We start from the raw sequence: 24,082 nt of genomic DNA on the forward strand, positions 1-24,082 counted from the left end.
GGAGAAGCAGATGTCTCGTATTGGTAAAAAACCGGTCGATCTGCCCTCGGGTGTTTCTGCATCCGTCTCTGGTCAGACGATCGAAGTCAAAGGCCCCAAGGGCACACGGTCGTTCAAGGCGACCGACGATGTGACCCTGGCGGTCGAAGACAACACCGTCACCATCACGCCCCGCGGCAAGTCCAAGCGCGCGCGCCAGCAGTGGGGCATGTCCCGCACCATGGTCGCGAACCTGGTCACTGGCGTCACGGACGGGTTCAAGAAAGAGCTGGAAATCCAGGGTGTTGGTTATCGTGCCAGCATGCAGGGCAACACGTTGAAACTGAACCTCGGCCTCAGCCACGATGTCGACTACACACCGCCCGCCGGTGTGACTGTTACAGCGCCCAAGCAGACCGAGATTGTCATCGAAGGTATCGATGAACAGCAAGTCGGCCAGGTTGCTGCCAACATCCGCGAGTGGCGCAAGCCCGAGCCCTACAAGGGCAAAGGCATCCGCTATAAGGGCGAATTCATCTTCCGCAAGGAAGGCAAGAAGAAGTAAGGACCAGACAGATGGCAAACAGCAAACGGACCCTGTTCCTCAAGCGCCGCCTGCGCGTCCGGAACAAACTTCGCAAGGTCAACGCAGGGCGCCCGCGCCTGAGCGTGCACCGTTCCAACAAGAACATCAGCGTGCAGCTGATCGACGATGTGAACGGCGTGACACTGGCCGCGGCATCCACGCTCGAGAAAGACCTGGGCGTGGTTGGCAAGAACAACGTGGAAGCAGCCGCCAAAGTTGGCGCTGCAATCGCGGAACGTGCGAAGAAAGCAGGCGTGGAAGAAGCATATTTCGACCGCGGCGGCTTCCTCTTTCATGGCAAGGTGAAGGCAGTTGCCGACGCTGCGCGTGAAGGCGGCCTGAAAATCTAAGACCTGTAGGCGGCATGCAAGTGCCGCCTCGATGATCCGGGGGCATCTGCCCACCAGGATTGACCCAAAATGGCGATACGCCACCTGATAAAAGGATGTTCTCATGGCAGAACGTGACAATAACCGCCGGGGCAACCGTCGTGACCGCGACGAGGCCCCCGAATTCGCAGACCGTCTGGTCGCGATCAACCGCGTCTCCAAGACCGTCAAGGGTGGTAAGCGCTTTGGCTTTGCCGCTCTGGTTGTCGTAGGCGACCAGAAAGGCCGCGTCGGTTTCGGCAAAGGTAAAGCGAAAGAGGTCCCCGAGGCCATTCGCAAGGCCACCGAGCAGGCCAAGCGCCAGATGATCCGCGTGCAACTGCGCGAGGGGCGCACCCTGCACCACGACATGGAAGGCCGCCACGGCGCCGGTAAGGTCGTCATGCGCACAGCGCCTGAAGGTACCGGTATCATCGCCGGTGGTCCGATGCGTGCCGTGTTCGAAATGCTGGGTGTGAAGGACGTTGTGTCCAAGTCCATCGGCAGCCAGAACCCCTACAACATGATCCGCGCAACCATGGACGGCCTCAAGAAAGAGCAGTCGCCCCGTGGTGTGGCCCAGCGTCGCGGCAAGAAAGTCGCCGACATCCTGCCCAAGCGTGACGAAGCGCCCGCCGCCGAAGCGGCCACCGAGGAGGCCTGAGACCCATGGCAAAAACAATTGTCGTCAAACAGATCGGTTCGCCCATCCGTCGCCCCGCAAAACAGCGCGCGACCCTGATCGGCCTGGGCCTGAACAAGATGCACAAGACACGTGAGCTGGAGGATACCCCTTCGGTCCGCGGCATGATCAACTCGATCCCGCACATGGTCGAGATCATCGAAGAAAAAGGCTGATGTCTGGTGGGCAGAATGCCCACCCTACCGGCCAGTTAAAGACGCCTCGCAGGAAACTGCGGGGCGTTTTGGTTTACTTGGTCACCTTGCCTTCAAACCTGCCGCCACCCCGATTGATCAGGACCAATTGGCCGGCATTTGCGACATACAGATCGTATCTCGGCCCATTTGCGTAGTGGATGCAGCGCGATCCGTCGTTGTAGAATTTTACGCCAATTGCTTGATACTTGCCCGCAGAGTCTTGATAGAAGTAAGAACCATCGGCGCCATAATTCTCGGATCCGGTTTTGCCAAACCGGACACGTTTGCCGGTTACCAGCTTAGCCACATAATCGCCGCTGATGCGTTGATCGCTCGAATGAATGTTCCAACTGTGTTTGATTGGACGTTTCGAGCAATCCGCATATGCTCCGAATGCAGTGAATAAAATTGTGCCAAAGGCGAGGCATACTGTAAGTCTCATAAATTATTCCCCAATTGAACGGCTAGCGCGAGCCGTGGAATTGAAACTATCCGCACAATTCAATTGGTCAAAACTTTTTTGATGCGCACATGCAGACGCGGCCATTACTTGGGATGGTGGTTTCGCCCTTGCGGCCACGGATGCCATACCTCTACCGTGACTTCGATGCGTGACCTCACCTACTACTACTCCGCCCATTCCGCCTTTGCCTATCTCGGCTCGGCTCGCGTGATGCAGATCTGTGCCGGGCATGGTCTGACCTTGGTCCATCGCCCCATCCCTCTGTCCCCGGTGGTCGAGGCACAGGGCAGTTTGCCGTTTCGCGCGCGCACCCAGGCGCATGTGGACTATTTCTTTGGGCGCGAGATTGAGCGGTGGGCAGAGTATCGCGAGGTGCCGGTCGTTCCGTTCCGCCCGACCCATCACGATGCGGATTACACCGTCGCCAGTGGCATGATCCTCGCGCTGGGGGATCGGGGCGTGCAGGTGGACGCCATGGCCCATGCGCTGCTTGAGGCGCATTGGCGCGACGATGCGGATCTGTCCGACACGCAGATGCTGGGCGCGCTTGCCACCTGGCTTGGCCATGACGCAGAGGCGCTGCTGGCCGCAGCGCAGACACCTGACATCGCGGCCCAATATGCACAGAATGCCCAAGCGGCGCTGGATGCAGGCATCATGGGCTCGCCCACATACATTCTGGAGGGCGAGATGTTCTATGGGCAGGACCGGCTTGAGATGCTGGAACGCGCGCTTACACGCCCCTTTGCGCCGACCCGCTGGTCGAACCCGCCCGTTCAAGCGACTTGATCGACATGGTCAACTGGCGCCGTTCGCGCGTGGGCTGTTCGGGTTCTGGCTTGCGCAGACGCCCGAGGACCATTGCCAGCATGATCGCGCCCGATAGGGCCATCACGTAAAGCGGATAGGCCATCAGCACCCAATCCACCTTGCCCACGGCCACGAGGGCCAGGGCAGAGGCGACAAAGAACGCGCCCCAGGTCGCCATGGTTTCGGAGTCCGGGTCGTGAAACGCTTTGCGCATGGTCATGGCACCGCCCATGAACGACATCGACACGGTGACCATCATCGCATAGGCCGCCGTTTCCATTTCCGCCCACAACCAGACACCGACAGCGGTGGCAGTCAGCACCTGACTGTCTTCGGTTTCAAACTTGCGCCGATCCCCTTTCCAGAAGGTCAGCGCGCAGATCAGGATCGTTCCGCCCGTCTGCATCGTGGCAAACCAGAGCGAGGTGGTCGCCCCCTCATAGGCCTGCGACAGCAGCGTTACGGTGCTGAGCAGGGACCAGATCAGCCAGGAGGATCGTTCGGGGCGGGTGCGCCCGGACAGGATATCGCGGATGTAAGGATAGAACGCATAGATGCTGAGGAACGCCGCAGCGAGCCCTGCCCGATGCAGGACGGCTGTGTTCTGAAAAAGGTCTTCGACCAAGACGTGTCTCCGGGGGCCTGTAATACTGCGCGTCTTGCCCGGCGTTTCGGGCGTTTTAATTCAGACGCTTATAGCGCATTTGCAGCGCCTTGCAGCATAGAAATTGTACGGATGCGTATATTTTGTGGGTGAATTCCCACAGGCCACCTCACATTGCGGTTGGTGCAAGCCCGAAATGCGACCTACGCGTGCGTCCCAGCGCGATGGCGATCAGGATCGCACCATAGAGCGTGAACAGGTAGAGCGGGTAGGCGAGCAGGGCCCAGTCGAGGCTGCCAACGGAAATCAGGGCAAAGCCCGAAGCGACAAAGCAAATGATCCATGTCGAGAGTGTTTCGGAACCCGGATCGCGATAGGCCTTTCTGATTGTGACCGCCCCGCCCAACAGCGAAATGGTGATCGTCACGGCCAGGGCATAGACGGCGACCTCGGTTATGGCCCAGAGGCCAAGGCCCATGGCCGCTGCTGCCAGAACATAGCCGTCACCGGCCCCCAGAAACCGCCCCGAGCCGCGCGCAATCGTCAACAGGAAGATGCTGACCGTTCCGCCGCACTGGATCACCGAAAACCATAAGGACGCGCCAGCCCCTTCGGCCACTTGCGAGCTGAACGCGATGCAACTGAGCACGGACCAGATCAGCCAGGAAGCGCGCTGCGGCCGGGTGCGCCCGGCGAGGATGTCGCGGGCATAGGGCAGGAAGGCGACGATACTCAGCAGGGCCGAGGCCACGCCAACCCGGTAGAGCGGGTCGCCGTCCAGCAGCGGCACAAGGATATCGCCTTGAAAAAGGGCTTCAAGCAACGGAGGGCTCCGCAAGGAAATGAATTGTGTCTAACGGGTCGTCTTAAAAAATCGGGGCGCCGGAAAACGGTCGGCTGTTGTCTCTAACAGGATCACCCTAGGCTGATTTCACCGTGTCTGGGCAGTCAGGTATTCCCTACCGCCTCGTATGGTGTGTTGCGGCCGGCCCGAGTTTGTCAGCGCGGCCTCTTGATTGGTCCCGGAACCCCGTTTATACGCCCCCGGTGGCGCCTCGCGCCCGTGAGAATCAAAACAAAGAAACGCCGTGTTCGCCCAATACGCTTCGGGGGCGCTTCCGGCAAAGGAGAAGCGATATGAAACTGAATGAACTGCGCGACAATCCCGGCGCAACCAAACCCAAGAAACGCGTGGGCCGTGGCCCGGGCTCCGGCACCGGTAAGATGGGTGGCCGTGGTATCAAGGGTCAGAAATCCCGTTCGGGTGTGGCCATCAACGGTTACGAAGGCGGCCAAATGCCTTTGTACCAACGCCTGCCCAAGCGCGGCTTTAACAAGCCCAACCGCAAATCCTATGCCGTCGTGAACCTGGGCCTGATCCAGAAATTCATCGACCTGGGCAAGATCGACGCCAAATCCGCCATCACCGAAGACGCGCTGATCGCCTCCGGCCTCGTGCGTCGCAAGCTGGACGGTATCCGCGTTCTGGCCAAGGGCGAGATCACAAGCAAAGTTGATCTGCAGGTGACTGGTGCCTCCAAATCCGCTGTAGACGCAGTGGAAAAGGCCGGTGGCACGCTGGCCGTTGCCGCAGCGGCGCCCGCGGAAGCCTGATTGACGCCTTGTGAGCCGCGCATCCGCGGCTTACATAGGCTAAAGTTTTCCCACGCCGCCCACCGGAAAACGGTTTGGGGCGGCGTTTTACCAAAGGACATCACCCAATGGTATCTGCCGTCGAGAATATGGCCGCCAACACGAGCTGGAGCGCTCTGGGCAAGGCCACCGACCTGCGCAACCGCATCCTGTTCACGCTTGGCCTGCTGATCGTCTACCGCCTTGGCACGTTTATCCCCGTGCCCGGCATCGACGGTGCCGCCTTGCGCGAGTTCATGGAAAGCGCGGGCCAGGGCATCGGCGGCATGGTGTCCATGTTCACCGGTGGCGCGCTGGGGCGGATGGGCATCTTTGCCCTCGGCATCATGCCCTACATCTCGGCCTCGATCATCGTGCAGCTTCTGACCTCGATGGTGCCCAAGCTCGAACAGCTCAAGAAAGAGGGCGAGCAGGGGCGCAAGAAGATCAACCAATACACCCGCTACGGCACCGTGGCGCTGGCGACCTTGCAGGCCTATGGCCTTGCGGTATCGCTGGAATCCGGTGACCTCGTGACCGATCCGGGCCTGTTTTTCCGCGTATCCTGCCTGATCACGCTGGTTGGGGGCACCATGTTCCTGATGTGGCTGGGGGAACAGATCACCGCGCGCGGCATCGGCAACGGTATCTCGCTGATCATCTTTGTCGGTATCATTGCCGAAGTGCCCGCCGCCATCGCGCAGTTCTTTGCCTCTGGCCGCTCGGGCGCGATCAGCCCTGCCGTGATCATCGGCGTGCTGGTGATGGTCATCGCGACCATCATGTTCGTGGTGTTCATGGAACGCGCCCTGCGCAAGATCCACATCCAGTATCCCCGCCGTCAGGTGGGCATGAAGGTGTATGATGGCGGGTCCAGCCACCTGCCGGTCAAGGTGAACCCCGCAGGTGTGATCCCCGCGATCTTTGCCTCGTCGCTGTTGCTGCTGCCGGTGACGATCAGCACTTTCTCGGGCAACTCGACCAACCCGGTGATGAGCTGGCTGCTGGCCAACTTTGGCCCCGGTCAGCCGCTCTATCTGGCATTTTTTGTGCTGATGATCGTGTTCTTTGCCTATTTCTACACGTTCAACGTCAGCTTCAAACCTGATGACGTGGCCGACAACCTCAAGAACCAGAACGGCTTTGTCCCAGGTATCCGTCCGGGCAAGAAAACCTCGGAATATCTTGAATATGTGGTCAACCGGGTGCTGGTGCTGGGTTCGGCCTATCTGGCGGCTGTGTGTCTGCTGCCCGAGATCCTGCGCGGCCAATTTGCCATCCCGTTCTATTTTGGCGGCACATCCGTGCTTATTGTGGTATCGGTGACCATGGACACGATCCAGCAGGTGCAAAGCCATCTGTTGGCCCATCAGTACGAGGGCTTGATCGAGAAATCGCAACTGCGCGGCAAAGGCTCGAAAGGGCGCCGTAAACGGAGCCCTGTACGTAAATGAACTTGATACTGTTGGGCCCGCCAGGTGCGGGCAAAGGCACCCAGGCGCGGTTCCTTGTGGAAGAGCGCGGGATGGTGCAGCTGTCGACCGGTGACATGCTGCGCGCGGCCAAGGACTCGGGCACCGAGATGGGCCTGATCGTGGCCGACGTCATGGCCCGCGGCGCGCTGGTGACGGACGAGATCGTGATCGGCCTGATCCGCGAACAGCTTGAGACGGTCAAATCCAACGGCTTCATCTTTGACGGCTTCCCGCGCACGCTGGCCCAGGCCGACGCGCTGAATGATCTGCTGGCCGAAAAGGGCGAAACCCTTGATGCCGTGATCGAGATGGAGGTCGATGACGAGGCGCTGGTGGCCCGCATCGTGGCGCGTTCGACCTGCGGGGCCTGTGGTGAGGTTTACAACGACAACACCAAACCGATCCCTGCGGATGGCAAATGTACCAATTGCGGCGCCGAGAACCAGTTCAAGCGCCGGGCGGATGACAATGAGGACAGCCTCAAGACCCGCCTGATGGAGTATTACAAAAAGACGTCGCCGCTGATTGGTTATTACTATGCCAAGGGCCAGTTGACCAAGATCGATGGGCTGGGCGAGATTGATGATGTGAAAGCGGCGATTGCAGCCGTTGTCACGTAGCGTGGCGCTGAACATCACAGCTTTGGGGCCGGCGCATGCGCCGGCCTTTGCGTTTCTGCCCGGTGTGGCGATGTCCGGGGATGTGTTTGCCCCGGTCGCATCGCACCTGCCTGACACCCAATCCCTTCTTGTGGACTTGCCCGGCCATGGTGGCAGTCGCGACATCCCGTGGCGCAGCCTGACGGACACGGCGCAGGTTGTGCTGGATGCGCTGCCGGCCTCCGTGACAGGCATCGCGGCTGTGTCGCTCGGGGCTTACGTCGGTCTGACCATGCTGGCACTGGCGCCGGACCGGTTTCAGCACGCATTGCTGAGCGGCATTCACCATGGTGACATGCCAAACCCGCGCATGATGCGTGTGGTCAGTTGGGGCATGGCGCCGTTCATCACGCGCTCCTTTCTGGCGCGCCGGAACGCAACCGCCATGGGCGTGTCGCCCGAGATCATCGACACTTACGTGGCAGGTGCTGTTCGTACCCGGCCCGTGGCATTTGCCCGCGCCACCTGCGATGTGGTCGACTTTGCCCTGCCTGGCGGGCTGGATCGCGTATCGACCCGCGTCCTGATCGCAGCGGGCAGCAAGGAACATCGTCTGATCCTCGACGGACAGTCAACAATTTGCGCGGCATTGCCAAATGCCGAAGCGTGCCGCGCGACCGGGTTGGGACATGGCTGGCCCGCGCAGGACATGGCCCGGTTTGCCGCCCTCGTGCGCGCCCATGCCGACGGCGCGCACTGGCCAGATGGGATCGAGGCGGTGTCATCAGGGCCGATTGCGTAAACCGCCCTTGACGTCCAACAAAACAAGGCCTATCTCACGCCATCTCTAACGAGAATCAAAGGCTGGAACGCGTCCGGCCAGATCACCTGATCAGCGGCAGGCCCGGGGGCAAAATCCTTGGGCCTTATGTTGTGAAAAAAGGGCCCGGAACTACGGGCTCGCAACGAAAAGGAATACGCCAAGTGGCACGTATTGCAGGGGTCAACATCCCCACAGCCAAACGGGTTCCGATTGCACTGACCTACATCACAGGCATCGGCAACACATCCGCACAGAAAATCTGCGAAGCGGTCGGCATCGACCAGACCCGCCGTGTGAACGAACTCAGCGACGCCGAAGTCCTGAAAGTGCGCGAATACATCGACGAGAACTTTACCGTCGAAGGTGACCTGCGTCGCGAGACACAGATGAACATCAAGCGCCTGATGGACCTGGGCTGCTACCGTGGCCTGCGCCACCGTCGCAACCTGCCCGTTCGCGGTCAGCGCACACACACCAACGCTCGCACCCGCAAAGGCCCCGCAAAGGCCATTGCCGGCAAGAAGAAATAAGGAGACGCACCAATGGCACGTGATACCCGCCGTGGGGGCAAGAAAAAGGTCTCCAAGAACATCGCTGCAGGCGTGGCGCATGTGAACTCTTCGTTCAACAACACCAAGATCCTGATTTCGGACGTGCAAGGCAACGCGATTGCCTGGTCGTCCGCTGGCACCATGGGCTTCAAAGGCTCGCGGAAATCCACGCCCTACGCCGCCCAGATGGCGGCAGAGGATGCGGGCAAGAAAGCCCAGGATCACGGCGTCAAAACGCTGGAAGTCGAAGTGCAGGGCCCCGGTTCGGGTCGTGAGTCGGCTTTGCGCGCGCTGGCCGCTGTCGGCTTCAACATCACGTCGATCCGCGACGTGACACCGATTGCCCACAACGGCTGCCGCCCACCCAAGCGCCGCCGCGTCTAAGCGACAGATAATCTACTTTGGGGCCGCGTGTTTTTCGTGCGGCCCCAATCCGCTTTTTTGAAACCTCGGGAGCCTATTCCTTTTGGACATGAGGAACGGGCAGGAATGGAGGGACCATATGATCCATAAAAACTGGGCCGAGCTGATCAAACCACAGCAATTGGACGTGAAACCGGGCAATGAACCCGCGCGTCAGGCAACAGTGATTGCCGAGCCGCTCGAGCGTGGCTTTGGCCTGACCATGGGCAACGCGCTGCGTCGCGTCCTGATGAGCAGCCTGCAAGGTGCGGCGATTTCGTCCGTGCAGATCGACAATGTGTTGCACGAGTTCTCGTCCGTTGCGGGCGTGCGCGAAGACGTGACCGACATCATCCTGAACCTCAAGCAGGTCTCCCTGCGCATGGAAGTCGAAGGCCCCAAGCGCCTGTCGATTTCGGCCAAGGGTCCTGGCGTTGTAACGGCTGGTGATATATCGGAATCTGCGGGCATCGAGATCCTGAACCGCGATCTGGTCATCTGTCACCTCGACGATGGTGCAGACGTCTACATGGAGCTGACGGTCAACACCGGCAAAGGCTACGTGTCGGCAGACAAGAACAAGCCCGAAGACGCGCCCATCGGCCTGATCCCGATCGACGCGATCTATTCGCCCGTCAAGAAGGTCAGCTATGATGTGCAGCCCACCCGTGAGGGCCAGGTGCTGGATTATGACAAGCTGACCATGAAGGTCGAAACCGATGGTTCCATCACGCCGGACGACGCCGTGGCCTTTGCCGCGCGTATCCTGCAGGACCAGCTGGGCATCTTCGTCAACTTTGACGAACCTGAGTCCGCATCGCGTCAGGACGACGACGATGGCCTCGAGTTCAACCCGCTTCTCTTGAAGAAAGTGGACGAGCTGGAGCTGTCCGTGCGCTCGGCCAACTGCCTGAAGAACGACAATATCGTGTATATTGGCGATCTGATTCAAAAGACCGAAGCAGAGATGCTGCGCACGCCGAACTTTGGCCGCAAGTCCCTGAACGAGATCAAGGAAGTGCTGTCGGGCATGGGTCTGCACCTTGGCATGGATGTCGAGGACTGGCCGCCGGACAACATCGAAGACCTCGCCAAGAAGTTCGAAGACAACTTCTAAAACCCATTGGGGTGGGCGGTCACGCCCACCCATCCGACGAAGACTGGGTCAAAGACCCCAAGGAGAGCCCAAGACACGCATCGCGGGCCAGACAAAGCAAAACCGCCCGTAGAGGGCACGATTAGGAGATAGAAATATGCGTCACGCACGTGGTTACCGCCGCCTGAACCGGACACATGAGCACCGCAAAGCGCTGTTCTCGAACATGGCAGGCTCGCTCATCGAACATGAGCAGATCAAGACAACTTTGCCCAAAGCCAAGGAACTGCGCCCCATCGTGGAAAAGCTGATCACGCTGGCCAAGCGCGGCGATCTGCACGCCCGCCGTCAGGCCGCCTCCAAGCTGAAAGAAGAGCAATACGTTGCCAAACTCTTTGACATCCTCGGCCCCCGCTATGCCGAACGTCAGGGTGGCTATGTGCGTGTTCTCAAGGCGGGCTTCCGCTATGGTGACATGGCGCCAATGGCGATCATCGAATTCGTGGACCGCGACCGCGATGCCAAGGGTGCCGCCGACAAGGCGCGCCTCGCTGCCGAAGAGGCTGCAGACGAATAAGACCGGCTTCGCGCCGTTTTTCAAAACCCTCGCCTTGGCGGGGGTTTTTTCTTTTTGCACCGGGTCGCAGGATCACCGCCGTCCCTTGCAATCCTACCGTCTGATTTGCATATTTTTGGAACAATGAAGCGCCTGATTGTTCTCCTCTTTTGTCTTGTTCCGCTGATGGCCGCCGCAGAGACGCGCGTGCCGGACAGCCGGTCCGAGATCACGCTCAGCTTTGCGCCATTGGTGCGTGAGACGGCCCCCGCAGTCGTCAACATCTACGTGAAATTTGTGACCCAGGCGCGGCGTACCCCGTTTATGGATGATCCGTTTTTCGAGCGGTTCTTTGAAGGGTTCGGCCAGCTCGAACCGCGGGTGCAAAGCTCGCTCGGGTCTGGCGTGATCCTGTCGCAGGACGGGATCGTCGTGTCGAACTATCACGTGGTCGGGCAGGCGACCGATATCCGCATCGTGCTCAATGACGGGCGCGAATACGAGGCGCGTGTGCTGCTTGGGGATCGCGACAGCGATCTGGCCATCCTCAAGATCAGCGGCATCGACGACCTGCCATTTCTGTCTCTGCGCGACAGCGAAACGGTCGAGGTGGGCGAGTTGACGCTGGCCATCGGCAACCCGTTTGGCGTAGGTCAGACGGTGTCATCGGGCATCGTGTCGGGCCTGGCCCGCTCGGGCGGCAGCAATGGGCGCGGTGCTGGCTACTTCATCCAGACGGATGCGCCCATCAACCCGGGCAATTCGGGTGGAGCGCTGGTGGACATGGGCGGGCGGCTCTTGGGTATCAACACCCGCATCCTCAGCCGTTCGGGTGGGTCGAACGGGATCGGCTTTGCCATTCCCGCCGACCTCGTGGCGGCCTTTGTCAAACAGGCGCGCGACGGCAATGACCGTTTTGTGCGCCCCTGGGCCGGAGCGACCGGGCAGGCGGTGGATGTCGATCTGGCGGAAACGCTGGGCCGCGACCGGCCCGGCGGCATCATGTTGGCGGGCCTGCACCCGGCAAGCCCGCTGTCCGAGGCCGGGTTTCAGGTGGGCGATGTGGTGCTGGCCGTGGATGGCGCCCCCGTCAACAGCCCCGGCGAGATGCTGTTTCGCATGAGTGTTGCCAGCGATGCCGACACGGCCCGCATGACCCGCCTGCGCGGCAGCGAGGAACAGGATGTGACTGTCGCGCTGATCCCCCCGCCGGAGGATCCGCCGCGCGCGCCTGTCACCTTGCCCGAGGATGCCAGCCTGCCGGGCCTGACCGTCAGCCAGATCAACCCGGCCGTCAGTGCCGAGATGGGCCTGCCGCTGGACGTCGCCGGTGTCGTGATCACGGATGTCGGGGCTGTGGGCGGGCGTGTGGGTCTGCGCGTGGGCGACATCCTACAGGTCGTCGACCGGCGCGAGATCACCAGCACGGCAGACGCGGCCGCCGCCCTGTCAGAGGCGCGGCGTGGCACCACGGTGCGTGCTCTGCGCGGCGCAAGCCGTATCGTGTTGCGGTTTTAGATGGGGGATCTGTTCGCCACCGACCCGCCCGCAGACACCGGTCACCGCCCGCTGGCCGACCGACTGCGGCCGCAAAAGCTGAGCGAGGTGATTGGTCAGCATCAGGTCTTGGGCCCGGATGCGCCGTTGACGGTCATGCTGGCCTCGGGCGCGCTGAGTTCGCTAGTGTTCTGGGGCCCGCCCGGTGTGGGCAAGACCACGATTGCCCGCCTGCTGGCGCACGAGACCGATCTGCATTTCGTGCAGATCAGCGCGATTTTCACGGGCGTGCCGGACCTCAAGAAAGTGTTCGAGGGCGCGCGCATCCGTCGCCAAAACGGCCAGGGCACGTTGCTGTTCGTCGATGAAATCCACCGATTTAACAAGGCGCAGCAGGACGGGTTCCTGCCGCATATGGAGGACGGGACGATCCTGCTGGTGGGGGCCACGACCGAGAACCCGAGTTTCGAGCTGAACGCCGCCGTGCTGAGCCGCGCGCAGGTTCTGGTGCTGGAACGGCTCGACCTCAAAGACCTCGAGTTGCTGGCCCAGCGGGCTGAACAGGAGCTCGGCAAGGCGCTGCCACTGGATGGCCCCGCGCGCGAGGCGCTGCTGGAAATGGCCGATGGGGACGGGCGTGCCCTGCTGAACCTGATTGAACAGGTCGCCGCATGGACGGTCGAGGGCAAGCTGGACAAGGACGCGCTGGCCACCCGACTGATGCGCCGTGCGGCGCAATACGACAAGTCGGGCGATGCGCATTACAACCTGATTTCGGCCCTGCACAAGTCAGTGCGCGGGTCTGATCCCGATGCCTCGCTTTACTGGTTTGCGCGGATGCTTGAGGGCGGGGAAGACCCCCGCTATCTCGCCCGGCGCATCACCCGCATGGCGGTCGAGGATATCGGCCTTGCCGATCCGCAGGCGCAGGCGCATTGCTTGCAGGCTTGGGAAACCTACGAACGGCTTGGCTCTCCCGAGGGCGAGCTGGCGCTGGCCCAGGCGCTTGTGTACCTCGCCCTCGCACCCAAATCGAACGCGGTCTACAACGCCTACAAGGGCGCGCGTCGGGCGGCCAAGCAGACCGGATCGCACCCGCCCCCCAAACATATCCTGAACGCGCCCACGGCCCTGATGAAGGATCAGGGATATGGCAAGGACTATGCCTATGACCACGATGCCGAAGACGGGTTTTCCGGGGCCAACTACTTTCCTGACGGGATGGCGCGTCCAGACCTGTATCAACCCGTCGAGCGCGGCTTTGAACGTGACCTGAAAAAGCGGCTCGACTACTTCGCGCGGCTCAGGACCAAGCGGAACAGCTAGCTCGGCTTGACTCTTTGCGGCGAACCGACGACAGACCGCGCATGTTTTCAACCCTTTCCCTTGTGGCCCTTGGCGGGGCAATCGGCGCGTCTCTGCGCTGGCTCACCGGCGTGGCGATGCTGCGCGCGATGGGCCCGTCCGACTTTCCGCTGGCGATCATCACCGTCAATGTGGTGGGGTCATTCCTGATGGGGGTTTTTGTTGTGGCCGCAGCGCAGCGGGGCCTGACCCATCTCAGCCCCTTTGTGATGACCGGCCTCTTGGGCGGATTCACCACCTTTTCGGCCTTCAGCCTTGAAACCATGACGCTGATCGAGCGGGGGCAGATCGCCTCGGCCAGCCTCTATATCCTTTTGTCGGTAGGCCTGTCGGTCGGCGCGCTCGCGCTGGGCCTGATCCTTGCCCGCGGAGTATTCGCATGAGCCGTGTCCAGACCATCACCGTTGGCGAAGACGAGGGCGACCAGCGCCTTGACCGTTTCCTCAAACGCCGCTTTCCGCAGTTGAGCCAGGGCATGGTCGAAAAGATGTGCCGCAAGGGCGAATTGCGCGTCGAAGGGGGGCGTGTCAAATCCTCGACCCGGGTCGAGGAGGGCCAGCAGGTGCGCGTGCCGCCGATCCCTGACAGCAAGGCGCCGCCCGTGGTGCGCACCGGCGTGTCCGAGGCAGATACCAAGCTGATCCAGTCCTGCGTGATCTACCGCGACGACCATGTGATCGCGATCAACAAACCCGCGGGCCTTGCTACGCAGGGCGGTTCCGGCACCACGCGGCACGTGGATGGCATGGCCGAGGCGCTGCGCTTTGGGTTCGAGGACAAGCCGCGCCTCGTTCACCGTCTGGACAAGGACACATCTGGTGTCCTGCTGCTCGCGCGCACCCGCATGGCGGCCAAGGCGCTGACGGCGTCCATGCGCCATCGCGAAACGCGCAAGATCTACTGGGCCCTCGTGGCCGGTGTGCCGACGCCCTACCTCGGTGAGATCAAGTACGGTTTGGTCAAGGCCGGTGGGCGCGGGCAGGGCGGCGAGGGCGAAAAGATGATCGCCGTGCATCCACGCGATGTTGAAACAACGCCCGGTGCGAAACGGGCGGCCACGCTCTATGCCACGCTTTACCGCGTTGCCTCGCGCGCGGCCTGGGTCGCGATGGAGCCCATCACCGGGCGCACCCATCAGTTGCGCGCGCACATGGCCGAGATCGGGCACCCCATCATCGGGGATGGCAAATATGGCGGCTCGGGGCAGGAAAACCTCGGCGACGGGTGGGGCGCGCAACTGGGCGGCATCATCTCCAAAAAGCTGCACCTGCACGCGCGCATGATGCGGTTCGAGCATCCCGAGACGCGCAAACCCATTACGGTGACGGCCCCCATGCCCGACCACATGGCCCACAGCTGGGATACGTTCGGCTGGACCGAAGACCTTGCCGCAGAAGACCCGTTCGAGGATTTGTGATGACCACCCCGTTGCGTCTGGTCATCTTTGATGTGGATGGTACGCTGGTCGACAGCCAGGCGGACATCGTGGGCAGTATGGGCGACGCCTTTGCCGCGTTGGGCTTGACCGCGCCCGACCGCGTGGCGGTGCTGGGCATCGTGGGGCTGTCCCTGCCGCAGGCCATGTCGGTGCTGGCGCCTGAGGCGGACAATGCGCGGCTGGTTGACAGCTACAAACAAGCCTATGCCGCCCGGCGTGCTGCGGATGGGGCGGGCAAAAGCTCGCCCTTGTACCCCGGTGCGCGTGCCGCGATCGAGCGACTCCATGCGCTGCCCGACGTGCTGCTGGGTGTGGCGACGGGCAAGTCCAAGCGCGGGCTTGATCTGCTGCTTGAGGCGCATGACCTTGCGCCCTTTTTCGTGACGCAGCAGGTGGCCGATTTCCACCCGTCCAAGCCTCACCCGTCCATGTTGCACACAGCGATGACCGAGGCGGGGGTTGAGACCGGCCAGACCGTGATGATTGGCGATACGACCTTTGACATGCAGATGGCGGTGGCTGCGGGCGTGGACTTTGTCGGGGTTGGCTGGGGCTACCACCCCCCGAGTGCTTTGGATGCCGCCCATACTGTACTGACCGAGTTTGGCGAGTTGGATGCGGCACTGGGTGAGATTTGGAAAGAGTGAACAGATGAGCGAGTGGAAGCAGAAACGGTTCTGGACGGAGGCGCAGGCCAGCCAGACAGAGGCAGGCTGGACCGTGCAACTGGACGGGCGCAACGTGAAAACGCCAGCCAAGGCCGCGCTGACCCTGCCGACCCGCGCGCTGGCGGATGCAATCGCGGCCGAATGGCAGGCGCAGGACGACGTGGTGAACCCGTTGTCCATGCCCTTTACCCGTAGCGCGAATGCGGCCATCGACAAGGTCGCGCCGCAGCATGGCGAAGTGGCCGATATGCTGGCGGCATACGGTGACGCGGATTTGCTGTGCTACCGCGCGGACAGCCCCGAGGCACTGGTGAAACGGCAGGCTGAAACGTGGGATCCCTATCTGGATTGGGCGGCGCAAACACTCAATGCCCGCCTTATCCCGCGGGTCGGTGTGATCCACGAATCACAGGATGGGGCCGCGCTTGAAACGCTGGCAAAACGCGTACACGCCATGACGGCGTTCGAATTGGCGGCCTTTCACGACCTTGTCAGCCTCTCCGGCTCGCTGATCCTTGGTTTTGCCGCCGCCCAAGACCTGCACGCCACGCCTATGATTTGGGCGGCATCGCGCGTCGATGAAACCTGGCAACAAGAGCAGTGGGGCGACGATGAAGAGGCCCTTGAGGTGGCCGAGATCAAGAAAGCATCGTTTTTACACGCAAAAGCGTTCTTTGATGCGGTTCAAACGTTGTGATTACAACAATCTAGCGTAACGCGACGAGACGTGTGCGTTTGCACAATTTTGCATCGGTTTGGGTGATGCAACTCTTGACGTTTTGCGATGAATCCCCCCAAACTATGGCCCACTGGCTGGGGACAAACCCCACTGGGTATCCGCTGGCGCGCATGATCACTCCGATCGCGTCAGTCTAACCGTCAAAATATGGCGGAAAATCAGGAAGAGGTAACTAATGAAAAAATCCGTATTCTTTGGCGCGCTCACCGTTGCCGGCGTTGCAGCCGGCGCAGCGGCTGCTGGCACGCTTGATGACGTGAAAGCACGCGGCAAACTGAACTGCGGCGTAACCACCGGTCTGGTCGGCTTTGCCGCGCCCGACGCAAACGGTGAATGGAATGGTTTTGACGTCTCCGTCTGCCGCGCAGTTGCCGCGGCTGTTCTGGGCGACGCATCGGCCGTCGAATTCGTCCCCACAACAGGCAAGACACGCTTTACCGCGCTGGCCTCGGGCGAAATCGACATGCTGGCCCGTAACACCACATGGACATTCTCGCGCGACGTGGACCTCAAGTTCACTTTCGTCGGCGTGAACTACTATGACGGTCAGGGCTTCATGGTCCCAAAAGAGCTGGGCGTGTCCTCGGCCAAGGATCTGGACGGCGCGACTGTCTGCATCCAGACGGGTACCACAACCGAGCTGAACCTGGCGGATTTCTTCCGCTCCAACAACATCAGCTACGAGCCCGTGCCGATCGAAACCAACGCCGAAGCGCAGCAGCAGTACCTGGCTGGCGCATGTGACGTCTACACAACAGACGCCTCCGGTCTGGCCGCGACACGTGCCACATTCGAAGCACCCGGCGATCACGTCCTGCTGCCCGAAATCATCTCCAAAGAGCCGCTGGGCCCGCTTGTCCGCCACGGCGACAACGAATGGGGTGACGTGGTGCGCTGGACTCTGAACGCGCTGATCACAGCCGAAGAGCTGGGCGTGACATCGGCCAACATCTCCGAGATGGCGGCTGGCACCAACAACCCAGAGATCAACCGTCTGCTGGGCACCGAAGGCACGCTGGGCGAAATGCTGGGCGTCGATGCTGACTGGGCGATGAAAGCCATCGCAGCGGGCGGCAACTACGGTGAGATCTTCGAGAAGAACATCGGTGAATCCACTCCGATCGGTCTGGCCCGTGGCCTGAACGCTCAGTGGACCGATGGTGGCCTGATCTACTCGCCACCCTTCCGCTAAGATACCAAGCCAAGGGGCGCAGGGTCAAACCTGCGCCCCTTGCGCATCTGGGGCATAGATCGCTGAAAACAGTGGCACAATTGCCTGTATTGAAGCCAACAATTGAAAACCCGGCCCCGCGTCCAGAAACGCGTAAAAACCAACGGCCGGAACCACGGGGACCATCTCCATGACGACAATGACCGACCCGCCGCAGGGCGCGTTCCGCCTGTCGATGTTGCTGAACGACACGCGTTACAGATCGTACACATTCCAATTCATTGCGCTGATCGTGCTGATCGTGGCCTTTGCCTATCTTGGCTCCAACCTGATCAGCAACCTCGCCGCCGCCGGACTGAACATCTCTTACCAGTTCCTGTGGTCTCCTGCCGGGTACGACATCAATCAGACGCTGATCGAATACACCAGCCAGTCCACCAACGCGCGTGCGGCGCTGGTCGGTATCCTGAACACGCTGCTCGTTGCCTTCCTGGCCTGTGTCACCGCCACCATCTTTGGCGTGATTGCGGGCGTGCTGCGCCTGTCCAACAACTGGTTGGTCAGCAAGCTGATGGCGTTCTACGTGGAAATCTTCCGCAACATCCCGGTTCTGATCTGGATCATCATCATCTTCACCATCATGATCGCGGTTCTGCCCGGGCCACGGGCCTTTCGCGGTGACGAACCGTCGGCAAGCATGGTGCTGAACGCGATCGCCTTCACCAACCGCGGCGTTTACATTCCGGCACCCATCTGGGGGCCAGGGTCGCTGGTTGTTGTGGCCACGTTCATCTTGTCCATCGTCGGGGTCTTTGCCTACCGCAACTACGCCACGAAACTGCTCTTTGCCACGGGCCGATTGCTGCCCATGGGCTGGCCAAGCGTTGCGATCCTGTTTGTGCCGACACTGCTGATGTACTTCATCATGGGTATGCCGATCGGGCTGGAGTATCCGGAACTCAAAGGGTTCAACTTTGCAGGGGGGATCAAGGTCGGTGGGCCGCTGATCGCGCTGTGGTTTGCCCTGTCGATCTATACCGGTGCCTTCATTGCGGAAAACGTGCGGGCGGGTATCCAGGCCATTTCGAAAGGTCAAAGCGAAGCGGCAGGCGCGCTGGGCCTGCGCCCGGGGCGGATCATGAACCTCGTGGTGCTGCCACAGGCGCTGCGGGTGATCATCCCGCCGCTGATCTCGCAATACCTCAACATCACCAAGAACTCGTCGCTTGCCATCGCTGTGGGCTATGCGGATGTCACGGCCACGCTGGGCGGGATTACCCTGAACCAGACAGGCCGCGCCATTGAATGCGTTCTGCTGCTGATGCTGTTCTATCTCACGATTTCGTTGTGCATCTCTGCGATCATGAACGTCTACAACAATTCCGTTAAGCTGAAGGAGCGCTGAGATGTCGGACACTTCTGCTGCTTTTGTACGCACCGAGCAGGTGCCACCCGCGCCACCCCCGTCGTCCGCGACGGGTCCCATGAAATGGGCCAAGGACAACCTCTTTTCGACACCGTTCTACTCAATCCTGACCGTCGCAGCGCTTTATGTGATCTATGTGATCCTCGGCAACACGCTGCCATGGATCTTTGCCGGGGTCTGGACCACGTCCAGCCTGGCGGAGTGCCGCGAGGTTCTGGACGGTGTGTCGGGGGGCTGTTTTTCGGTTCTGACAGAACGCTGGAACCAGCTTTTGTTCGGGTTCAAGTATCCGGTTGATCAATACTGGCGTCCATCGCTTGCCTTTGTGCTGTTCTTTGCCGCAGCGGCGCCTGTGCTGTTCTACAAGCTGCCGCGCCAGTTGCTGCTGTTCACCGCAATCTTTCCCTTCCTTGCGTATTACCTGATCTGGGGCGGGACCATACTGACACCAATCCTGGCGATGGCAGGCGTGGTGGTCGGCTATTTCGTCTACCAACGCTTTGTCGCGGGCAGTTTTGCCGCCGGTTTCTTTGGCGGGATCGCGGCGGCCTTTGTGGTGTGGATCATCGGTGGCATGCTGATGCCCGAGAACGCGAACGATGGCGCGCTGCTGCGTGCGGTCCCCTCGCGCGATCTGGGGGGCTTCATGCTGAACATGATGCTCGGCGTGGCATGTGTGTCGCTGTCCGTGCCTCTGGGTATTGCGCTTGCGCTGGGGCGGCAATCGGACATGCCGTTGATCAAGTGGATCTGCGTGGTCTTCATCGAATTCATTCGGGGCGTGCCACTCATCACCCTGCTGTTCGTGGCAAGCGTTATGCTGGCGTACTTCTTTCCGCCCGGCACGACGACAGACCTGTTCCTGCGCGTGGTGATCATGATCACGATGTTTTCCGCAGCCTACATCGCCGAGGTGATCCGGGGCGGCCTCGCTGCCCTGCCGAGGGGCCAGTACGAGGCGGCGGACAGCCTCGGCCTTGATTACCCGCAAGCGATGCGCCTGATCATCCTGCCGCAAGCGCTCAAAATCTCCATTCCGGGGATCGTGAACGTGGCGGTGGGCCTGTTCAAGGACACGACTCTGGTGTCGGTCATCTCGATGTTCGACCTGGTCGGCATGATCCGGGGTCCCATCCTCGCCTCGACCGAATGGAACGGGGTCTATTGGGAACTCCTGGGCTTTGCCTCGCTTCTCTTCTTTGTCGTCTGCTACGGCATCTCGCAATATTCGCAGTGGCTGGAACGCCAGCTTGCGACCGATCACCGCTGATAAGGAGTGGCTGACATGAACACACAAGTTGCACAGAACATCTCGAACGAAGTCGCGATTTCCATCGAGAAGATGAACAAGTGGTACGGGTCCTTTCACGTGCTGCGCGACATCGACCTGACGGTCTATCAAGGCGAGCGCATCGTGATCGCCGGGCCGTCCGGTTCGGGCAAGTCCACGCTGATCCGCTGCATCAACGCGCTTGAGGAACATCAGCAAGGGTCGATCACCGTCGACGGCACCGTGCTGTCCTCGGACGTCAAGAACATCGACAAGATCCGATCCGAGGTTGGCATGTGCTTTCAGCACTTCAACCTGTTCCCGCATCTGTCGATCCTCGAGAACTGCACGCTGGCCCCGATCTGGGTGCGCAAGACGCCCAAGAAGGAAGCCGAAGAGATCGCGATGCACTTCCTTGAAAAGGTGAAGATCCCCGATCAGGCCGACAAATACCCCGGCCAGTTGTCCGGTGGTCAGCAGCAGCGCGTGGCGATCGCGCGCAGCTTGTGCATGCGCCCGCGCATCATGCTCTTTGACGAACCGACCTCGGCGCTTGACCCCGAGATGATCAAGGAGGTGCTCGACACAATGGTCGAGTTGGCCGAAGAGGGGATGACCATGCTCTGCGTGACGCACGAGATGGGTTTTGCCCGTCAGGTGGCCAACCGCGTGATCTTTATGGACGAAGGGCAGATCGTCGAACAGAACGAGCCCGAAGAGTTCTTCAACAATCCCAAATCGCCCCGGACCCAGCTGTTTCTCAGCCAGATCCTCGGGCACTGAGGCTGGCGGGGCGGGGGCAATCCCGCCCTACAGAACTGCGCTGTGCGTCAAGGCCCCGATCCAAGCACCTCGCGCGGGATCGCAAAATCAATCGGCTGGCCATTGCGCCAGCCGATTTCGTTCCAGCTTGCGGCCTCGAATGCGATCACTGCCACGGCCCCTGTCGGGTAGTCGGCAAAACGGGGATGGCGCGGCGGCTGGGTCACGATCCGCTCTGCAAAATCTGCCATTCCCGGGTTGTGGCCCAGCATCAGCACGGCTGCCGCGCTTTGGTTGCGCAAGACGTCCATCATCACTTCTGGACCCGCATGATACAGCGTCTCGGTGAACGCGACGGGCACGTCAAACCCGAGGCCATCAAAGGTCTCTCGGGTTCGGGCGCTGTCCGAACTGACCGCAGCCTCGGGCACGTGGCCGCGTGCGCGCAGCCAGTCCCCCATGGCCCTGGCCGAGGCCACACCGCGCGGGTTCAGTGGGCGCGCATGATCGCCAAGGCGCGGGTTGTCCCAGCTGGACTTGGCGTGTCGCATGAGGATGAGGAGGCGGGTCATCCGACAAAGGCTTTCATGTGAAAGGCCGATTGCGCGTCTGGCCGTGCAAAGGACTGGCTAACGGGGCAGATTTGGCGCACGAGGCATCCCCCTGTCATGCACGCCGCCCCGGCTGGGGTCCCAAGATACGTCTTGCACGTGGGCGCGTCATAGGGATGGGCATCGCTCAGCGCATCGACGGGGCAGGCCGCAATGCAGGGCTTGCCCACGCAGGTGATACAGGGCGACGGGTTTGGCGTTTCCGTCGGGAATGGCGTGTCGAACTCCAACGCGCCCCGGATCGAGATCATCAGCCCGGCGCGGTCGTGGATCATCATGCCTGTCGGGCTTTGCCAGAACCGCCCCGTCGCGAGCGCCCAGGCGATGAACGGCGCGTAGGGCGGACCGTCCGAGGGGAAACAGGCGCGGGCCCCGCTCTGCTCGGCCAGCGCGCCGATAATACGCTTGGACCACCGGTCGACCGGGTTCGCGAAACCGTCCTGATACTCGGGGCTTAGAATAAAGACGGACCACCAATGCGCATCCGTGCCGATCAACACGCGGCTGGCATCACGCCCCATGACAAACAGTCCATGGGGGTGCAGCGCGTCCTCGATCTCGAGGTGTTTCATTTCCGCGCAAACGGCAGGCTGAGGGCCCAGCCAATGCGGGCGGGGCGGTCATCTTGCCATTCCAGGCCGACCTCCATCTCGTCATGGCCGGCAGCGGGTTGGGGGATATAGGTGCCGAACATCTGGTCCCAGATCGACAGGGCAAACCCGTAATTGCTGTCATGCTCGTGGCGATGGACGGAGTGGTGAACGCGGTGCATGTCGGGTGTAACCAGCACACGGCGCACAATCGCATCGAGCCACAGAGGCAGGCGAATGTTGGCGTGGTTGAACATGGCCGTGCCGTTCAAAATGATCTCGAACAGGATGGCGGCGATGGCTGCCGGGCCAAGCAGGTAGACAAGACCGATCTTGAGCAGCATCGACAGGGCAATCTCGACCGGGTGAAAGCGGATGGCGGTGGTCACGTCCATGTCGACATCGGCGTGATGCACTTGATGCAGGCGCCACAGGATAGGCACCTTGTGGGTGATCAGGTGCTGTGCCCAGATCGCCAGATCAAGGATCAGGATCGCGGCCACAACCTCGATCCAGGTTGGCAACATCAGAGCGTTGAACAGGCCCCATCCTTGCGCCTGGGCGTCGATGGCCGCGCCCACCGCCAGAAAGGGCAGGGCAATGGCCATCAGGCGCAGCAGCACGGTATTGGCGATGGTGATGCCCCAATTCGTCACCCAGCGTTGGCTGCGCTTTTGACTGCGCACGCGGCGCGGCGCCAATGCCTCGACCGTGGCAAGCACTGAAAACAGGCCAAGAAAGACGACAAGGCGGATAAGGGCTTCGTTTTCCATGGCCCATATCTATCTTTTGCGCGCGATCACGCAATGCGGCGCAGAGACACGTTTGTGTCAGCGCGGGCGAATGATGGATCCTGCACCGTGGTCGGTAAACAGCTCGAGCAGGCAGGCATTGGGCGCGCGCCCATCCAGGATCACGACGGCGCGTACACCGCTTGCAATGGCGTCCAGCGCTGTTTCGGTCTTGGGGATCATGCCGCCCGCGATGGTGCCATCTGCGGTCATCGCGCGGATCTGATCAGCAGTGATTTCGGTCACAACCTCGCCGGTCGCATCCTTCACACCCGACACGTCCGTCAGCAGCAACAGGCGGTCGGCCTTGAGCGCGCCCGCAATAGCACCGGCCGCCGTGTCGCCATTGATATTGAACGTCTCGCCCTTGCGCCCCGCACCGAGGGGGGCAATCACCGGGATCATCGCCTGATCGAACAGGGTCTGAAGGATGCTTGGGTCCATCTGCGCGGGTGTGCCGACAAGGCCCAGGTCCGGGTCGGTCTGATCGCAGGTCATCAGGTTGGCATCCTTGCCAGACAAGCCCACGGCGCGCCCGCCCGCGCGGTTGATGGCCTGCACGATGCGCTTGTTCACCATGCCCGACAGCACCATTTCAACCACGTCCATCGTCGCCGCATCCGTCACACGTTTGCCGTTCACGAAGTCGGATTTGATGTCGAGGCGTTGCAGCATCTCGTTGATCATAGGCCCGCCGCCATGGACGATCACCGGGTTCACGCCCACCTGGCGCATCAGCACGACGTCACTGGCAAAACTGGCCATCGCCTCGTCGCTGCCCATGGCGTGGCCGCCCAGTTTGATGACGACAGTCGCCCCGGCATAGCGCTGCATATAGGGCAGGGCTTGGGACAGGGTGCGGGCGGTGGCGATCCAGTCGCGATTCATGTCTTGCGGCTTCATCTTGTGGTCACAGGTTGCGGCTTTGGGC

General features: G+C 61.4%; 30 protein-coding genes. 23 read left to right on the forward strand and 7 right to left on the reverse strand.

Annotated features, from left to right (window positions below; all coding sequences use genetic code 11):
- Nucleotides 1–10 precede the first annotated feature (10 nt).
- The 4 genes from rplF to rpmD all read left to right on the forward strand — a co-directional run bounded on the left by rplF (nucleotide 11) and on the right by rpmD (nucleotide 1,791).
- Nucleotides 11–544, forward strand: coding sequence for a 50S ribosomal protein L6 (gene rplF / locus ACMHLQ_RS15950; RefSeq protein WP_415401682.1), 534 nt, complete (start codon nucleotides 11–13; stop codon nucleotides 542–544).
- Nucleotides 545–555: 11 nt separating this feature from the next.
- A complete protein-coding gene (rplR, locus tag ACMHLQ_RS15955; RefSeq protein ID WP_415401683.1) occupies nucleotides 556–915 on the forward strand; it encodes a 50S ribosomal protein L18 in 360 nt (119 codons plus the stop codon).
- A gap of 103 nt (nucleotides 916–1,018) precedes the next feature.
- Nucleotides 1,019–1,597, forward strand: a complete 579-nt coding sequence (gene rpsE / locus ACMHLQ_RS15960; protein ID WP_415401684.1) for a 30S ribosomal protein S5 — start codon at nucleotides 1,019–1,021, stop codon at nucleotides 1,595–1,597.
- Nucleotides 1,598–1,602: 5 nt separating this feature from the next.
- The gene (gene rpmD, locus ACMHLQ_RS15965) at nucleotides 1,603–1,791 is read left to right on the forward strand and encodes a 50S ribosomal protein L30 (RefSeq protein ID WP_290557777.1); all 189 of its coding nucleotides are present in this window, start codon (nucleotides 1,603–1,605) and stop codon (nucleotides 1,789–1,791) included.
- A 73-nt stretch (nucleotides 1,792–1,864) separates the two neighbouring features.
- Here the strand turns inward: rpmD and ACMHLQ_RS15970 are convergent, their stop codons facing one another.
- Nucleotides 1,865–2,254 (reverse strand): hypothetical protein, encoded by a 390-nt coding sequence (locus ACMHLQ_RS15970; RefSeq protein ID WP_415401685.1) that lies wholly within the window; start codon nucleotides 2,252–2,254, stop codon nucleotides 1,865–1,867.
- Between the two features lie 165 nt (nucleotides 2,255–2,419).
- On the opposite strand from ACMHLQ_RS15970, the gene ACMHLQ_RS15975 reads away from it, so the two are divergent.
- The gene (locus tag ACMHLQ_RS15975; RefSeq protein ID WP_415401686.1) at nucleotides 2,420–3,064 is read left to right on the forward strand and encodes a 2-hydroxychromene-2-carboxylate isomerase; all 645 of its coding nucleotides are present in this window, start codon (nucleotides 2,420–2,422) and stop codon (nucleotides 3,062–3,064) included.
- On the opposite strand, the gene ACMHLQ_RS15980 is transcribed toward ACMHLQ_RS15975, so the two are convergent.
- Complete coding sequence (locus ACMHLQ_RS15980) at nucleotides 3,009–3,710, reverse strand: hypothetical protein (protein ID WP_415401687.1); 702 nt, start codon at nucleotides 3,708–3,710, stop codon at nucleotides 3,009–3,011. The genes ACMHLQ_RS15975 and ACMHLQ_RS15980 overlap by 56 nt on opposite strands.
- A gap of 148 nt (nucleotides 3,711–3,858) precedes the next feature.
- Nucleotides 3,859–4,512 carry a hypothetical protein gene (locus tag ACMHLQ_RS15985; RefSeq protein WP_415401688.1) on the reverse strand — a complete coding sequence of 218 codons (654 nt, stop codon included), beginning with the start codon at nucleotides 4,510–4,512 and terminating at the stop codon, nucleotides 3,859–3,861.
- Between the two features lie 314 nt (nucleotides 4,513–4,826).
- Between ACMHLQ_RS15985 and rplO the strand changes: the two genes are divergently transcribed.
- The 18 genes from rplO (at nucleotide 4,827) to ACMHLQ_RS16075 (ending at nucleotide 21,180) form a co-directional block, all read left to right on the forward strand.
- Nucleotides 4,827–5,303, forward strand: a complete 477-nt coding sequence (rplO, locus tag ACMHLQ_RS15990; RefSeq protein WP_415401689.1) for a 50S ribosomal protein L15 — start codon at nucleotides 4,827–4,829, stop codon at nucleotides 5,301–5,303.
- Between the two features lie 107 nt (nucleotides 5,304–5,410).
- Nucleotides 5,411–6,775, forward strand: a complete 1,365-nt coding sequence (secY, locus tag ACMHLQ_RS15995) for a preprotein translocase subunit SecY (protein WP_415401690.1) — start codon at nucleotides 5,411–5,413, stop codon at nucleotides 6,773–6,775.
- Nucleotides 6,772–7,416 (forward strand): adenylate kinase, encoded by a 645-nt coding sequence (locus tag ACMHLQ_RS16000; RefSeq protein ID WP_415401691.1) that lies wholly within the window; start codon nucleotides 6,772–6,774, stop codon nucleotides 7,414–7,416. Before secY ends, ACMHLQ_RS16000 begins: the two co-directional genes overlap by 4 nt.
- A gap of 1 nt (nucleotide 7,417) precedes the next feature.
- Nucleotides 7,418–8,197, forward strand: a complete 780-nt coding sequence (locus tag ACMHLQ_RS16005) for an alpha/beta fold hydrolase (protein WP_415401692.1) — start codon at nucleotides 7,418–7,420, stop codon at nucleotides 8,195–8,197.
- Nucleotides 8,198–8,379: 182 nt separating this feature from the next.
- Nucleotides 8,380–8,748, forward strand: coding sequence for a 30S ribosomal protein S13 (gene rpsM, locus ACMHLQ_RS16010; protein WP_415401693.1), 369 nt, complete (start codon nucleotides 8,380–8,382; stop codon nucleotides 8,746–8,748).
- Between the two features lie 12 nt (nucleotides 8,749–8,760).
- Nucleotides 8,761–9,153, forward strand: a complete 393-nt coding sequence (gene rpsK / locus ACMHLQ_RS16015) for a 30S ribosomal protein S11 (protein ID WP_415401694.1) — start codon at nucleotides 8,761–8,763, stop codon at nucleotides 9,151–9,153.
- A 118-nt stretch (nucleotides 9,154–9,271) separates the two neighbouring features.
- A complete protein-coding gene (locus ACMHLQ_RS16020; RefSeq protein WP_415401695.1) occupies nucleotides 9,272–10,288 on the forward strand; it encodes a DNA-directed RNA polymerase subunit alpha in 1,017 nt (338 codons plus the stop codon).
- A 136-nt stretch (nucleotides 10,289–10,424) separates the two neighbouring features.
- Nucleotides 10,425–10,844: a 50S ribosomal protein L17 gene (rplQ, locus tag ACMHLQ_RS16025; protein WP_415401696.1), complete on the forward strand. Its 420-nt coding sequence runs from the start codon at nucleotides 10,425–10,427 to the stop codon at nucleotides 10,842–10,844.
- Nucleotides 10,845–10,967: 123 nt separating this feature from the next.
- Entirely contained in the window at nucleotides 10,968–12,341 is a 1,374-nt protein-coding gene (locus ACMHLQ_RS16030; RefSeq protein ID WP_415401697.1) for a trypsin-like peptidase domain-containing protein, read from the forward strand.
- Complete coding sequence (locus ACMHLQ_RS16035; RefSeq protein WP_415401698.1) at nucleotides 12,342–13,646, forward strand: replication-associated recombination protein A; 1,305 nt, start codon at nucleotides 12,342–12,344, stop codon at nucleotides 13,644–13,646.
- A 41-nt stretch (nucleotides 13,647–13,687) separates the two neighbouring features.
- The gene (gene crcB, locus ACMHLQ_RS16040) at nucleotides 13,688–14,068 is read left to right on the forward strand and encodes a fluoride efflux transporter CrcB (protein WP_415401699.1); all 381 of its coding nucleotides are present in this window, start codon (nucleotides 13,688–13,690) and stop codon (nucleotides 14,066–14,068) included.
- Complete coding sequence (locus tag ACMHLQ_RS16045; protein ID WP_415401700.1) at nucleotides 14,065–15,102, forward strand: RluA family pseudouridine synthase; 1,038 nt, start codon at nucleotides 14,065–14,067, stop codon at nucleotides 15,100–15,102. The genes crcB and ACMHLQ_RS16045 overlap by 4 nt, the downstream gene beginning before the upstream one ends.
- Nucleotides 15,102–15,770, forward strand: a complete 669-nt coding sequence (locus tag ACMHLQ_RS16050; RefSeq protein ID WP_415401701.1) for an HAD-IA family hydrolase — start codon at nucleotides 15,102–15,104, stop codon at nucleotides 15,768–15,770. Before ACMHLQ_RS16045 ends, ACMHLQ_RS16050 begins: the two co-directional genes overlap by 1 nt.
- A 4-nt stretch (nucleotides 15,771–15,774) precedes the next feature.
- Nucleotides 15,775–16,488: an ATP12 family chaperone protein gene (locus ACMHLQ_RS16055; RefSeq protein WP_415401702.1), complete on the forward strand. Its 714-nt coding sequence runs from the start codon at nucleotides 15,775–15,777 to the stop codon at nucleotides 16,486–16,488.
- 217 nt (nucleotides 16,489–16,705) lie between these two features.
- Nucleotides 16,706–17,722, forward strand: a complete 1,017-nt coding sequence (locus ACMHLQ_RS16060) for an amino acid ABC transporter substrate-binding protein (protein WP_415401703.1) — start codon at nucleotides 16,706–16,708, stop codon at nucleotides 17,720–17,722.
- A gap of 169 nt (nucleotides 17,723–17,891) precedes the next feature.
- Nucleotides 17,892–19,106 (forward strand): amino acid ABC transporter permease, encoded by a 1,215-nt coding sequence (locus ACMHLQ_RS16065; protein ID WP_415401704.1) that lies wholly within the window; start codon nucleotides 17,892–17,894, stop codon nucleotides 19,104–19,106.
- 1 nt (nucleotide 19,107) lies between these two features.
- On the forward strand, nucleotides 19,108–20,397 hold the full coding sequence (locus tag ACMHLQ_RS16070; RefSeq protein ID WP_415401705.1) for an amino acid ABC transporter permease: 1,290 nt from the start codon (nucleotides 19,108–19,110) through the stop codon (nucleotides 20,395–20,397).
- Between the two features lie 15 nt (nucleotides 20,398–20,412).
- Entirely contained in the window at nucleotides 20,413–21,180 is a 768-nt protein-coding gene (locus ACMHLQ_RS16075; protein WP_415401706.1) for an amino acid ABC transporter ATP-binding protein, read from the forward strand.
- Nucleotides 21,181–21,227: 47 nt separating this feature from the next.
- Here ACMHLQ_RS16075 and ACMHLQ_RS16080 read toward each other — a convergent pair whose 3' ends face one another.
- The 4 genes from ACMHLQ_RS16080 to argB are packed head-to-tail and all read right to left on the reverse strand — an operon-like array spanning nucleotide 21,228 to nucleotide 24,054.
- On the reverse strand, nucleotides 21,228–21,731 hold the full coding sequence (locus ACMHLQ_RS16080) for a SixA phosphatase family protein (protein WP_415401707.1): 504 nt from the start codon (nucleotides 21,729–21,731) through the stop codon (nucleotides 21,228–21,230).
- Nucleotides 21,728–22,342, reverse strand: coding sequence for a ferredoxin (locus ACMHLQ_RS16085; RefSeq protein WP_415401708.1), 615 nt, complete (start codon nucleotides 22,340–22,342; stop codon nucleotides 21,728–21,730). The genes ACMHLQ_RS16080 and ACMHLQ_RS16085 overlap by 4 nt, the downstream gene beginning before the upstream one ends.
- Nucleotides 22,339–23,133 carry a sterol desaturase family protein gene (locus tag ACMHLQ_RS16090; protein ID WP_415401709.1) on the reverse strand — a complete coding sequence of 265 codons (795 nt, stop codon included), beginning with the start codon at nucleotides 23,131–23,133 and terminating at the stop codon, nucleotides 22,339–22,341. Before ACMHLQ_RS16090 ends, ACMHLQ_RS16085 begins: the two co-directional genes overlap by 4 nt.
- A gap of 57 nt (nucleotides 23,134–23,190) precedes the next feature.
- Nucleotides 23,191–24,054, reverse strand: coding sequence for an acetylglutamate kinase (argB, locus tag ACMHLQ_RS16095; protein WP_415401710.1), 864 nt, complete (start codon nucleotides 24,052–24,054; stop codon nucleotides 23,191–23,193).
- Nucleotides 24,055–24,082 lie beyond the last annotated feature (28 nt).

Source organism: Tateyamaria algicola (assembly GCF_047715485.1).
Taxonomy (GTDB): domain Bacteria; phylum Pseudomonadota; class Alphaproteobacteria; order Rhodobacterales; family Rhodobacteraceae; genus Tateyamaria.